Origin of the sequence: Faecalibacterium sp. An77 (assembly GCF_002161315.1) — a bacterium.
Classification (GTDB): domain Bacteria; phylum Bacillota; class Clostridia; order Oscillospirales; family Ruminococcaceae; genus Faecalibacterium.
Genome location: NZ_NFHK01000003.1, coordinates 67282 through 80201, shown reverse-complemented (window position 1 = coordinate 80201; position 12920 = coordinate 67282). Strand labels below are relative to the sequence as shown.

Below are 12920 nucleotides of genomic sequence, written 5' to 3'. Positions count from 1 at the left end.
AAGAGGAACTGGAAAGGATATCGAAGGAGGAAAAGCATGAAGTATCAGGAGGTTTCGGGCGGCATCTGTGCCCCCAAAGGTTTCGCGGCAGCGGGCGTCCACTGCGGCATCCGCGCCAACCGCACCAAGTACGATCTGGCCCTCATCAAGGCCGAGGTCCGCTGTGCGGCGGCGGGCGTCTATACCACCAATAAGGTCTGCGGCGCGCCCATCAAGGTGGACCGCGCCCACCTGGCCGACGGCTACGCCCAGGCCATCCTGGTAAACAGCGGCAACGCCAACACCTGCGCCGCCAACGGCGTGGAGCTGGCGGAGGAATGCTGCCGCCTGACCGGTGAGGCCCTGGGCATCCCGGCCAAGGACGTGCTGCCCGCCTCCACCGGCGTGATTGGCCAGCCCATGACCATCGATCTCTTTGCAGCCGGCATCCCGGCGGCGGCTGCCAAGCTGGCCGCCACTGCCGAGGGCAGCGCCGACGCCGCCACCGCCATCATGACCACCGACACCCACAAAAAGGAGTATGCCATCCAGTTTGAGCTGGGCGGCAAGACCTGCACCGTGGGCGCCATCGGCAAGGGCAGCGGCATGATCGCCCCCAACATGGCTACCATGCTGGCCTTCTACACCACCGACGCGGCGGTCAGCCCCGCCATGCTCCAGAAGGCCCTGCGGGAAGTGGTGCCCGGCACCTACAACCAGATGAGCGTGGACCTGGACACCTCCACCAACGATACCTTGATCGTCATGGCCTCGGGCCTGGCGGGCAACCCGGTGGTGGACGCCGAGGGCCCCGACTACGACGCTTTTGTGGAGGCTCTGACCGCTATTGCCGAGCATATGTGCGCCGAGCACGCCGGCGACGGCGAGGGCGCCACCCACCTGATTACCTGCGAGGTGTCGGGTGCGCCCGACCTCAAGACCGCCCGGGCGGTGTCCCGCAGCGTGGTCTGCTCCAACCTGTTCAAGGCGGCAGTCTTTGGCCGGGACGCCAACTGGGGCCGTATCCTCTGCGCCATCGGCTATACGCCGGGGGACTTCTCCATCGATAAGGTCTGCGTCTGGCTGTCCAGCGCCGCCGGCGAGGTGTATGTCTGCGAGAACGCAGCCTATCACCCCTACAGCGAGGAGGAGGCCGCCAAGGTGCTGGCCGAGCACGATATCCTTGTCCGGGTGGAAATGGGCCTGGGCAGCGCCTGCGCCAAGGCCTGGGGCTGCGACCTGACCTATGACTACGTGAAAATCAATGGGGATTACAGAACCTGAGAGCGGGAAAGAAAGCATATGAAAAACGAACAAATGGCCCTCCTCTTTTCGGAGGCAACACCTTACATCCAGAAATACCACGGCAAAACCATGGTCATCAAGTACGGCGGCAACGCGATGATCAATGAAGACCTGAAGAACGCCGTCATGAACGACCTGGTCACCCTGACCCTGCTGGGGGTCCGGGTGGTGCTGGTCCACGGCGGCGGCCCGGCCATCAACGACATGCTGAAAAAGGTGGGGGTCGAGAGCCACTTTGTGGGCGGCCTGCGGGTCACCGACCAGGCCACCATGGAGATCGTCCAGCAGGTGCTGGCCGGCAAGGTCAACAAGGACCTGGTGGCCAAGCTCCGGGGCCGCGGCGTGGGCCTGTGCGGCATGGACGGCCAGATGCTCCGCTGCGCCGAAATGGACAGCCGGCTGGGCTATGTGGGCGAGGTGGTCCATGTGGACACCACCCTGATTTCCAGCCTGCTGGATCGGGGCTATATCCCTGTCATCGCCACCGTGGGCATGGATGACCTGGGCCAGCCCTACAACGTCAACGCCGACACCGCCGCAGCCCAGATCGCCATTGCCCTCAAGGCCGAGAAGCTGGTCTCCATGACCGATATCGCCGGCCTGCTGCGGGACAAGGACGACGAGAGCACCCTGATTCCCGAGGTGGAGGTCAGCGAGATCGAGGGCTACAAGGCGGCCGGCATCATTGCCGGCGGCATGATCCCCAAGATCGGCGGCATGGCCGACGCCATCTATCAGGGCGTCCATGAGGCGGTCATCATCGACGGCCGGGTCCCCCACACCGTTCTGCTGGAACTGTTCTCCAACCGTGGCTCGGGCACCCGGTTCTACCGCCGCAGCCACCGGGAATAAGCCGCCCGCGGCCCGCCGTATGGCAGGCCGGACGGGCTCCCATATCTCCGCCCCTGGCGGGGCGGATGTCCCATCCGATTGTTTCAAGATCAGGGAGGCAACACTATGGATTCCGAAAAAGTCATTGCGCGGGACAACGACTATGTCCTGCATACCTATAACCGCAACCCCATCGTCATCGAGAAGGGCCACGGCCTCCACGCCTACGGCCCCGAGGGCCAGAGCTATCTGGACTTCACCAGCGGCATTGGGGTCAACAGCCTGGGCTACTGCGACCTGAACTGGGCCGAGGCCGTCTCCAAGCAGGCCCACAAGCTGCAGCACACCTCCAACCTGTACTACACTTCCCCCTGCTCCAAGCTGGCCAAGCGGCTGTGCCGCCGCACCGGCATGAGCAAGGTGTTCTTCGGCAACTCGGGCGCCGAGGCCAACGAGGGCGCCATCAAGGCCGCCCGGAAGTACAGCTTTGACCACTACGGCGAAGGCCGGGACCAGATCATCACCCTGGTGAACAGCTTCCACGGCCGCACCATCGCCACCCTGACCGCCACCGGTCAGGATACCTTCCATCACTACTTCGGACCCTTCAACGAGGGCTTCCTCTACACCCCCGCGGGGGACATCGAGGCTCTGACCAAGCTGGTGGACAAGCACACCTGTGCCGTCATGCTGGAGCTGGTCCAGGGCGAGGGCGGCGTGGTGCCCCTGGACCAGGAATTTGTCCAGGCTGTGCGGGCCCTGTGCGACGAAAAGGACCTGGTCCTGATTGTGGACGAAGTCCAGACCGGCGTGGGCCGCACCGGCACCTTCCTGGCCTGTGAGCAGTTCAACCTCCGGCCCGACATCGTCACTCTGGCCAAGGGCCTGGGCGGCGGCCTGCCCATCGGCGCCGTGCTGGTCAGCGAGAAGGTGGCCGCCGGCATGGGTCCCGGCAGCCACGGCTCCACCTTCGGCGGCAACCCGGTGGTCTGCGCCGGCGCCAACGTGGTGCTGGAACGGCTGGACGAGAGCTTCCTGGCCGGTGTGCGGGAGCACGCCGCCCAGCTGCGGGCCGGCCTGGAGCGTCTGCCCCATGTGAAGGGCGTCACCGGCCTGGGCTTGATGCTGGGCATCCAGTTTGAGGATGGCGTCAACGCAGCCGATGTGCTGGCAGCCTGCCGGGAGCGGGGCCTGCTGGTCCTGACCGCCAAGACCCGTCTGCGGCTGCTGCCGCCGCTGGTGGTGACCGCCCACGACATCGAGCGGGCCCTGGTAATTCTGGATGAGGTGCTGTGCGGGTTGGACCCGGTCCAGTCCTGAGCAAGGGAGGACGACATGAAGCATCTGCTGAAAATGAACGACCTGACCCGGGAGGAGCTGTACCACATTCTGGACGTGGCCGACGAGCTGAAGGCCGCCCAGAAGGCCAGCGGTACGCCTCACCTGCTGGAGGGCAAGAGCGTGGCTTTGATGTTCTCCAAGACCTCCACCCGGACCCGCACCAGCTTTGAGGTGGGCGTCTACCAGCTGGGCGGTCTGGGCAGCTATATGAATGCCGCCACCGAGCTGCAGGCCGCCCGGGGCGAGCCCCTGCGGGATACCGCCCGGGTGCTGGGCCGCTATTACGACTGCATCGTCTGGCGGACCTACCGCCAGCGGGACCTGGAAGAGCTGGCGGAATACGCCGGTGTCCCGGTCATCAACGGCCTGACCGACTACGCCCATCCCTGCCAGGTGCTGGCCGACCTGATGACCATTCGGGAGCGGCGGGGTGACCTGGCGGGCCAGAAGCTCTGCTTTGTGGGCGACGGCAACAACATGGCCAACAGCCTGATTGTGGGCGGCCTGCTGGCCGGAATGCAGGTCACCTGCGTCTGTCCCCCGGCCTACCGCCCGGCGGCGGATGTGCTGATGTTCGCCCATAAGTACGGCTCGGCCTTTACCCTGCTCCATGACCCCCGGGAGGGCGTCCGGGACGCCGACGTGGTGGTCACCGCCGTCTGGAACAACACCGTCGGCGAGGAGGAAACCGAGCGCCGGATGCGGGACTTCCAGGGCTATCAGCTGACCAATCAGCTGCTGCAGGGAGCCAAACCCGACGCCATGGTCCTTCACTGCCTGCCCGCCCACCGGGGCGAGGAAATCTCCAACGCGGTCTTTGAGGACCACGCCGACGAGATCTTCACCGAGGCGGAAAACCGCCTCCACGTCCAGAAGGCTGTGCTGTCCATTCTGCTGGCCGGCAAGTAAGAAAATTTGCGCAAAACCCGCCGGGAAGGTTGACGTTCCGGCGGGTTTTTGTTATAATAATAGGGCTGCAGCGGATATCCGCCGCAGCCTGAATAGGGAGACGTATCGAAGTGGTCGTAACGAGCTTGACTCGAAATCAAGTTGTCCGCAAGGGCACGTGGGTTCGAATCCCACCGTCTCCGCCAGAAAAAGAAGGGCATGGCAAATGCCCTTCTTTTTTGTTTGTGCCATAAAAAGAGCGGCGGGAGGTTTGGCCTCCCGCCGCTTTGTGCTTGGATGGAAAGATGGTGCCAGGGGTTTCAGTGCCTGCGGGCCGGCCGGCGCGGAATCAGCAGATTGCACAGCAGAACGCCCACCGCCGCGCCCAGGGCGTTGCTGATGATGTCGTCCAGGTCGCAGGTGCCCAGCTTGGCAGTCAGCTGGACGGTCTCAATGGCGACCGACAGCACCAGGCCCAGCAGAAAGCCGATCTCCACCCGGCGCATCCGGCGGGGGCCCAGGAGGGCCAGCAGGATGCCGGTGGGCAGAAACAGCAGCATATTGAGGATGGAGTGGTTCAGGATGGAGAAGTTGCCGGTGCTGACCGCCAGGATCAGATTTTGAAAGGGGACCATCCGGACTTCACGGCTGTACATGTCGCTGAGGCGGGAACCCAGTGTGATATAGAGGACCATCGCCAGATTGGCGAAAAGAAACAGCAGAGGCTGGCGGCTGATCTCGGCCCGGTCCCGCCAGAGCAGCCGCACCAGATACGCCGCCAGGCCCAGGACGTAACAGACCAGGATCCAGTACAGAACCATCACATCGTCGCCGAAATACTGGTACAGCAGGCCGGAAAAAACCATTGCGCACAGGTACAGAAAGAGGAAGGCGGCCGTCAGGGCCGGCAGCATCCGGCGGCTGGACAGATTGTGCCACACGGCGGCAAAGGTGGCCAGATACCCGAGCAAATAGAGGATGGCCCAGAGGAAAAACAGGTTGAAGTCAAATGCCATAGAAAACTCCTGGTCTGAGATGGATGAATCACCAAGCAGGCCTGCCCCGTGAAGACAAGAGGCAGGCCTGTGACGGTAAAGGATGGGATATCCCGGCCGGCGTCAGTGCCGGCTGGAGGATTTGCCGGAGGAGCTGCCCCGGCCGCGGCGGGAGGCAGAACCTTCGCTCTCGTAATTGTAGTTGTTGTTCAGTTTGTCGCCCAGGGTCTTGACCCGGTTGACGATGCAGCCCAGCGGGTTGATGCCGGACTTATCCAGCCGCTCCAGAGAATCCCGGATGGTATTCATATTGGAATAGTCGAACCGGATGACAAACAGGGCCGACTTGGCGATGCGGTTGAGGCTCAGGGTCTCGGCCACACGGCCCACCGGCGCGGAGTCCATCAGGACGTAGTCGTAGTTCTGGGACAGGTCCTTGATGAGGGTCAGCAGCGCATCGCTCAGGGGGATTTCCTTGGGCTCCAGAATGGAGGGCAGCAGGTCCAGATAGCCGGTCAGGTGGGTGATGACGTCCTCCGGCGAAGCGTCTCCGCGGTAGAGGGCGTTCAGGCTGTGGGCATAGTCCACTTTGTCCAGGAACAGCCCGCCCAGGCTGGGATTGCGGACATCCAGGTCGATCAGCAGCACCTTGTGTTCCAGGTCGGACAGCTGAACCGCCAGGTTGGCGGCGACATGGGTCTTGCCCTCATCCTGCTCGGCAGAGGTGATGTAAATGCACTGGTGCTCCCCCACGCCCAGACGGTTGTGCAGGATATGGGCCGCCGAGACAAAGCTCTCCCGGACTTCGGCCCCTATGGGGTCGTCGTCCTCCACCAGCAGGGACTTTTTGCGGCGGAAATACTCCACGTTTTCGGGGATTTCGCCCAGAACCTCCAGCCCCAGCGTGTTTTCGATGTCCTTGGTGTTGACGACGGTGGGCAGGAGCAGGAACTTCAAGAAGCTGAAGCCGATGCCGACGGCCAGACCCAGCAAAGACATGTACAGCCACATGGAGGCGTTGACGTTGCCGCCGATGCGGTAGGTGGCCTTGGGCTCGTTGATGACCGACACGCTGCCGATTTTGAGGGTTTCGATAAGGATTTCGGGGGCCACCTCGTTGATGGCGTTGAGGATCTCCACCCCCTCCTCAGCGCTGCGCCAGGTGAGGTCCATCTCGATGATCTGGGTCTCTTTGTACCGGGTGAGGTACAGGTTCTTGTAGATATCGGTTTCCACAATGCCCACCAGCTTGATGTTCTGAATGGCGGCCTTGAGGGTGCGGTCGCTCTTGAGAACATAGATCACCGCATCCACCATGTCCTCGGCCAACTGGATGTCGGAGGAGTCGGGGTTGCTGGTGTTGGTGGTGAAGTTGCCGCCCGCGTCCTGGGTGGTGACGGCGATGGAGGAGGTAATGCTGTAGCCTTTGGCCATTTCGCCCCGCATATAGGAGGCAATGGACAGCACCACGCCGATGGCCAGACCGGCAATGGTGGTGGCCGCAATCAGCCCGCGATTTTTGATCAGAGCGTGCAGAAAATCGCTCAGCCGTATGGTGATATATTCATCGTTCATGGCATCTCCCCCTTTTTATTTTGAATCCCGCTTCCACCAGGAGCGGCGCGGCTTGGCATGGCTGCCGCCTTTGGGACGGCGGGTTTCGGTCCGGGCTGCGGGTGTGGATTCGGGCGCAGCCACCGGCCCGGCGGCTGCGGTTTCGGACGCCGTTTCCGTTTGGACCGGTGCGGCCTCGGGAGCCGGCTCCGTCTGGGCAGACTCGGCTTCAGGAGCCGTTTCTGCCGGGGCAGGCTCGGCGGCAGGCTCGGTCGCCGGCTCAGAGGACCCGTCCTCGGGCGCGGTGTCCGGCTCAGCCGGTGGGGCCTCGGGTGCGGTTTCCGTCCCGGCGGGCGCTGTCTCTGCCTGGACCGATGCGGTCACGAGCTGGCTTTCCGGCTGGGCAGGTTCATCCTCCGGCTTGTCGGCCGATTCGGGCACAGGTGCAGCCGTTGTCTCAGCCGATGCTGCTTCGGGTGCGGCCTCCGGCTCAGCGGACGGGCTTTCCGGTTCTGCATCGGGAGTGGCGTCGGGCTGAGGTTCGCTGCCGCTGGCCTCCGGGGCGGTTTCGGCGGCCGCCTGGGCGGCGCCGGCCCGGGATACTGCGGCGATCAGCTCCACCGAGGGCGGCGGCAGGTCGCTGGGACCCCGGCGCTGTCTCCGGCGGATCAGGAAGGCGGCCAGGCCCAGAACCAGGGCCGCCACCAGGCCCAGAATGCCCACGCCCACCGTAGTCCAGACCGGAACGTTGATGATCTGGATTTCGGCGGTGTCCTGAATTTCAATGGCCTGGCGCTTTTCGGTCTTGCCGTTCAGCACCAGATAATAGATGCCGGGCTCCAGGCCCTCCAGGCTGCGGGCCAGGGCGGTGGAATCCCACACGCCCACCAGCTGATCCTGGGAGTCATAAAGGGCCACATTGAAGTCCGAAACATGGCTGCGCAGCACCCGGTCCACCACGCTGATCTCGGCCCGGATGAGCCGGTTGGTGATGACATAGCTCTTCTGCGCTTCTTCCTCCACCCGTCCGTCGGCCGATACGCTGAACACAAAGTCGGCGTCGCTGAAACGGTAGTTGTCTGCGCTTTCCAGCTGGCGCAGGCGGTAGGTGGTGTTCTTTTCCAGATCGGTCAGAATCAGCTGGCCGTTTTCGTCGGTGGAAACCATGGTGGTGCCCACGCCGCCCTGGGTCAGGCGGAAGGTGATGTCGCCCAGCCCTTCGCTGGGATACAGTTCATCCGACACCTGGACGGTGACGGTGGTCTTTTCGCAGGTGATCTTGTGGATGGGGGCCAGAAGGCCGTCCTCCTTTTTCTCCACCGTGAAATTCCGCTCTTCCAGGTCGGAGGCGTAGTACCGGGGCGCGCTGGTCTGGACCAGGGTGTATTCGCCCAGATACAGCTCGATGCTCTCGCCGTAGCCGTTTTCGTTGCACTCAATCCGGTCCACCGTCTGGCCGGCGCTGTAGCGCAGGGTGCCGTCCTTGGTGATGATGTCCTCGGCGGCGATGACGTCATAGACGCCGCCGTCCACCGGCTGGTTGGTGTCGGCGTCGGTCATCTGGATGCGGATGACGTTTTTGGAGGGCATCAGGGGGACCACCACCACAAGAGGTTCGTCCCAGTCCCGGTCCTCATTGGCCCAGAACTCGATGTTGCCGGCCGAATCATAGCCCTCCGGCTCGGTCAGCTCGTGGAAATAATAGTGGCCCTGCAGGATTTTTTCAGGCAGGTAGAACACACCCTCGGTGGTGGTCTCGTACTTGCGGTACTCGATCCGGCGGGGGTAATAGGTGTTGAGGAACTGCATGGCGCCGTCGGTGGTGTACAGCTCGAACTGGATGCCGGCCTCCTTGATGGTGGCATCGGTCTCAGCGTCGGTGACCATGACATAGACGGCGGTCTTTCCGTATCCGCTGGCCAGGCCTGCGCCGCCGCCGGCCACCGGGAACTCGTAGTCGTCCTCGCCGTCTCCCTGGTCGCCGCCGCCACCGCCGCCCCAGCCGCCGCCGTCATCGTCGTCCGGCTCATCGTAGCCGCCCTCCTCGTCACCGCCCCAGCCGCCGTCTTCGTAGCTGGCGGCCTGGCTGGAGGAAGAACCGGGGTACAGGTCGATGTAGTCCTCCTCGGGAATCTGGATGATGTACAGCAGCAACAGCATAATCACCAGCAGAAGGATGAGCAGCAGCGCCGACATCATATCTGCGGTGGATTGCCAGTAATTGAGCGGCTCGCCGCTGTTTTTTGACTTGTTATGTCTCTTCATCGCTTGATCAGCTCTTCAAATTCCTGCAGCGACATGGGCTTATACAGATAGTAGCCCTGGCCCGAAGTGCATCCGGCCCGGCGCAGGATGGTCATTTGTTCGGAGTTTTCGATGCCGGAGGCAATCACCGGCAGACGGAACTTTTTGGCCTGTTCCAGGGCGGCCTGCAGCTTCTCGGCGCCGCGGTGCTGGTCGTCGGAAAAATACCGCAGATCCAGCTTGAGGGCGTCGGTCTTGGCCTCCTTGAGGGCCAGCATGCCCATGAAATCGTCCTGGCAGCCGTCGATCACCAGGCGGAAACCGGCCTGCTGCAGCACGTCGCCGGTGTCCCGGGCGGCCCCTTCGCACTGGAGGTAGGCGCTCTCGGCGATTTCCAGCTCCAGATACCGGGGCGGGATTTTGTATTTGTGGATCAGGGTCTTAAAGAACTGGATCAGGTCAATGGCCATCAGGTCGGTCTTGGAGATGTTGATGGCCAGGGGGACCGGCCGTATGCCGGAATCGATCCAGTGGCGGATGGTCTTGCAGACCTCCTCCCAGATGTACTGGTCCAGCTTGGTGATGTAGCCGTTGCTCTCCACCACCGAGATGAAGTCGTCCAGAGGCACCAGGCCGAAATCGCCGTGTTTCCACCGCATCAGGGCTTCGCCGCCGATGATGGCCCGGGTGTTCAGGTCGCAGATGGGCTGGACGTAGAAGATGAACTCCCCGTTTTTCATGCCCTCCTGGATTTCGGGCATCAGGCGCTGTTCGTTGCCCGGGTTCAGGACGGCGGCCGCAGGCGCTGCCGCCGGCATGTAGCCGTGATTCTTGGGCAGCCGCTCCAGCCGCTCCAGAATCTGCTGCATTTCCTTGTTGCGGCGCAGCCGGGTCTGTTCGGCCGCGCTGGGCATGATGTACATATGGAAGCTCTCGGTGAACAGGCCCAGCTCCCGCACCAGCAGGTTCCACAGCAGCTTGTGGCAGAGGTTGAACAAAATCGAGAAGATAACGCCCACGATGGAGGTGTAGAAAGCCACGTCAATACCCTGCAGCACCGTCTCGATGCTGTTGATGGTGGCGTCCACCGAGCTGAAGCTGATGCTGCTGATGCCCACAATCAGGCCCAGGAAGGTGCCCAGCAGGCCCAGGGCCGTCATGGTGCCGGGGATCTGGTTCACCACGTTCTGCCAGCTGCGCAGGGCCAGGGCTTCCTCGTTGATGACGTCCTCAATGTCGCTGGGGACCTGATCTTCCTTCTGCTGCTCGTTGATTTTGCTGCGGTAGAGGGCGAACAGGCCGTCCAGGGTCTTCTGGTGGAAGAAATATTCCAGCTGCTGCAGCGCCACCCAGGGGGTGTCGGTGCTGATCTCGGACAAATGGACGATGTTGCCCCGTGCGGTCCGCAGTCCGTCGGCATAGAGCATCAAAGGCACCATGCCGGCGCTGAACCCCAGCAGCAGAATCAGACACATGAGACTGATGATCAGCAGGGACAGAATGTCGGGCGTGAAAGCGACGGCCAGCGCACCGGCAATGACCAAAAGCACGCCGACTAGGGCGATCAGTTTTTTCATTCGGGAGCGGCTCCTTCCTGCAAAAATACATGGAATAAAGGATAAACAGCCCGGATGGGGTCCAGGGCTGCAGAGTGCAAAAAACAGGGGCGATGATCTGGTTAAAATATACAAAAAATGCCGGAGGACAAAGAATTTAACGCTTTTATTATATCATTTTTACCTGAGTGTGTAAAGTTTCGTCACCGGCATTTTTATGCTTGACAGTCCTGAGGTTTTATGCTATTTATTAGGTACAAAAAGGGATGAAGCAGTGTAAAAAATGATGCGTTTTTCGTCAAATTTGCGGACAGACGGCGCAGGGATCTTCCGGCGCGGAACCGATCTCTGGTTATGCATGGATTTGCAGGGAGAAAACGGGTGTTTTTTCGCCTTTTAAAGCGGGACCCGCAGCCCGGCGGAAAAGGGCCGGCATGGCGTAGGAAACGAGGAAGCACAGGAGGCAGTCAACAGGTTTGACCGCCTCTTTTTTACACAGGCGGGGCGAGGAGGAACCAGGGTGAGCAAGAGAAAACACGGCAAATATTCAACCCGCCAGCAGCTGCAATGGGTATGGCAGCGGGCCGGGCGGTATAAATACGGCGTTTTCCTGACGGCGGTGCTGCGGATGTGGAGCGCGGCCAATGTGGTGGTGGTTCCGCTGGTATTCCGGGTTCTGGTGGACGCCGCCGTGGCCGGCCGGAAGCGGGAGTTCATGATCGGATTTGTCCTGTATGCCGGACTGTTCGGCCTCCAGACCGCCATCTGGGGCGTGCTGTTCCATCTGAACCAGCGGGTCAGCTTCCAGATGGAGGCCAGCATCAAGGGCCGGCTGTACGAGGGATTGCTCCGCACCGAGTATTCCTCTCTGAAAGAATATGCCATTGGCGAGCTGAACAGCCATTTGAACAGCGACGTCAAGCTGATTGTGTCGGGCCTGCTGACCATTGTGCCGGGCCTTCTGTCCATTGTGGTCCGGGCCGGCGGCGCTGCGCTGGTTCTCTATTGGTGGGAGCCCGCCTTTCTGGGGGTGTACGCCCTGGTGCTGGCCGGGGTGGGGGTGGCCATGGCGGTGCTTCGCCGCCCCATGAAAACCATGCAGCGGGCGGTGCGGCGGGAGTCGGACGGGGTGCAGGCGGTGCAGCAGGACACCCTCAGCAACACCCTGATGGTCCAGACCTTTCTGGCCTACGACAGCGCCACCACCGCATGGAAAGACCGGCTGGACAGCCTGCGCCAGGCGGTCTACCGGCAAAACCGCTTTTCCAATGTGCTCCACACCGGGTACGGGGTGCTGAGCGACCTGGGGTATCTGGGCTGTCTGCTGTGGTTTGGCGCGGGGGTGCTGGATGGACGGGTGTCCTACGGCACCCTGTCGGCGGCGCTGCAGCTGGTGAGCCAGGTGCAGAACCCCTTTGGCGATATGACACAGCAGCTGTCCTCCTGGTTTTCCTTCCAGACCTCGGCCGAACGGCTGATGGATCTGGACGACCTGCCCAAAGAATCCCTGCGCCCCGACGCTCCCCCGCCGGATATGCAGACCATCGAGATCCGGGGTCTGTCCTTTGGCTACGACGGGGACCCCACCCTTGACGATGTGTCGCTGGATATTCATCAGGGGGACTGCATCGGCTTTGTGGGGGTGTCGGGGGCCGGCAAGAGCACCCTGCTGAAAATCCTCCTCTCCCTCTATTCGGTCCAGGCCGGTCAGGTGACGGTGCGGGACAAGGAGGGCGGCGCGGTGCCCCTCTCCCCTGCCACCCGCCAGCTGTTCGCCTATGTGCCCCAGGGCCACAGCGTCATTGCGGGAACCATCGAGCAGGTGGTGTCCTTCCGCTATGACCAGACGGTCTTTTCCCCGGAGGAAAAGGCGCGCATCCAGGCGGCCTGCCGGACCGCCTGCGTGGATGATTTTGTGGACACCCTGTCCAACGGGTACGAAACCCTCGTTGGAGAGGGCGGCGCCGGCGTGTCGGAAGGCCAGCTCCAGCGGCTGGCCATTGCCCGGGCCATCTACTATGGCGCGCCGGTGCTGCTGCTGGATGAGGCCACCAGCGCCCTGGACGAGGCCACCGAGCGCCGGGTGCTGGAAAACATCCGGGCCCTGAAGGACCGCACCGTCCTCACCATCACCCACAACACCCAGGCCCTGTCCATCTGCAACCGCATTGTGCGGGTCAAGGACGGGAAACTGTACGAAGAATGCCCGGCGGCCCTGTGACCCCGG

9 protein-coding genes and 1 tRNA gene are annotated in these 12920 nt (G+C 62.6%); 6 read left to right on the top strand and 4 right to left on the bottom strand.

The window, feature by feature from the left end; all coding sequences use genetic code 11:
- Positions 1–36 precede the first annotated feature (36 nt).
- The 5 genes from argJ to B5G28_RS02250 all read left to right on the top strand — a co-directional run bounded on the left by argJ (position 37) and on the right by B5G28_RS02250 (position 4550).
- Positions 37–1263 (top strand): bifunctional glutamate N-acetyltransferase/amino-acid acetyltransferase ArgJ, encoded by a 1227-nt coding sequence (argJ, locus tag B5G28_RS02270; RefSeq protein ID WP_087246034.1) that lies wholly within the window; start codon positions 37–39, stop codon positions 1261–1263.
- A gap of 18 nt (positions 1264–1281) precedes the next feature.
- Positions 1282–2136, top strand: a complete 855-nt coding sequence (gene argB, locus B5G28_RS02265; protein ID WP_087246032.1) for an acetylglutamate kinase — start codon at positions 1282–1284, stop codon at positions 2134–2136.
- A 105-nt stretch (positions 2137–2241) separates the two neighbouring features.
- On the top strand, positions 2242–3435 hold the full coding sequence (locus B5G28_RS02260; protein ID WP_087246030.1) for an aspartate aminotransferase family protein: 1194 nt from the start codon (positions 2242–2244) through the stop codon (positions 3433–3435).
- 15 nt (positions 3436–3450) lie between these two features.
- A complete protein-coding gene (gene argF / locus B5G28_RS02255) occupies positions 3451–4365 on the top strand; it encodes an ornithine carbamoyltransferase (RefSeq protein ID WP_087246029.1) in 915 nt (304 codons plus the stop codon).
- 96 nt (positions 4366–4461) lie between these two features.
- Positions 4462–4550, top strand: a tRNA-Ser gene (locus B5G28_RS02250).
- A gap of 114 nt (positions 4551–4664) precedes the next feature.
- On the opposite strand, the gene B5G28_RS02245 is transcribed toward B5G28_RS02250, so the two are convergent.
- From B5G28_RS02245 to B5G28_RS02230, 4 genes are all read right to left on the bottom strand, one after another.
- Positions 4665–5360 carry a VanZ family protein gene (locus tag B5G28_RS02245; RefSeq protein ID WP_087246027.1) on the bottom strand — a complete coding sequence of 232 codons (696 nt, stop codon included), beginning with the start codon at positions 5358–5360 and terminating at the stop codon, positions 4665–4667.
- A gap of 102 nt (positions 5361–5462) precedes the next feature.
- The gene (locus B5G28_RS02240; RefSeq protein ID WP_087246025.1) at positions 5463–6914 is read right to left on the bottom strand and encodes a polysaccharide biosynthesis tyrosine autokinase; all 1452 of its coding nucleotides are present in this window, start codon (positions 6912–6914) and stop codon (positions 5463–5465) included.
- A gap of 15 nt (positions 6915–6929) precedes the next feature.
- The gene (locus tag B5G28_RS02235) at positions 6930–9158 is read right to left on the bottom strand and encodes a SpaA isopeptide-forming pilin-related protein (RefSeq protein WP_087246023.1); all 2229 of its coding nucleotides are present in this window, start codon (positions 9156–9158) and stop codon (positions 6930–6932) included.
- The gene (locus B5G28_RS02230; RefSeq protein WP_087246021.1) at positions 9155–10714 is read right to left on the bottom strand and encodes an EAL domain-containing protein; all 1560 of its coding nucleotides are present in this window, start codon (positions 10712–10714) and stop codon (positions 9155–9157) included. The genes B5G28_RS02235 and B5G28_RS02230 overlap by 4 nt, the downstream gene beginning before the upstream one ends.
- Positions 10715–11213: 499 nt before the next feature.
- Between B5G28_RS02230 and B5G28_RS02225 the strand changes: the two genes are divergently transcribed.
- Positions 11214–12914, top strand: coding sequence for an ABC transporter ATP-binding protein (locus B5G28_RS02225; protein WP_087246019.1), 1701 nt, complete (start codon positions 11214–11216; stop codon positions 12912–12914).
- Positions 12915–12920 lie beyond the last annotated feature (6 nt).